At 64.5% G+C, this 203-nt stretch carries 1 protein-coding gene; it reads right to left on the bottom strand.

What is annotated here, in order from left to right; translation table 11 throughout:
• On the bottom strand, positions 1-203 hold a 203-nt coding region (locus AC5Y7E_RS24415), incomplete at both ends, for a condensation domain-containing protein (protein WP_499950987.1).

The raw sequence follows: 203 nt of genomic DNA on the forward strand, positions 1-203 counted from the left end.
AGCACCTCGAAGGGCACGTCTTGGTGGTCATAGGCGGCCAGGCTGCGCGCGCGCACCTGGGCCAGCAACTCAGCGATCGTGGGATCGCCACCTAGATCCACCCGCAACACCAACGTGTTGACGAAAAAACCCACCAACTCATCAAGCGCCGGATCACGCCGGCCCGCGACCGGAAACCCCACCGCCACATCGCAACTGGCACC

The sequence above is a fragment of the Mycobacterium sp. NGS17 genome (genome assembly GCF_059813205.1).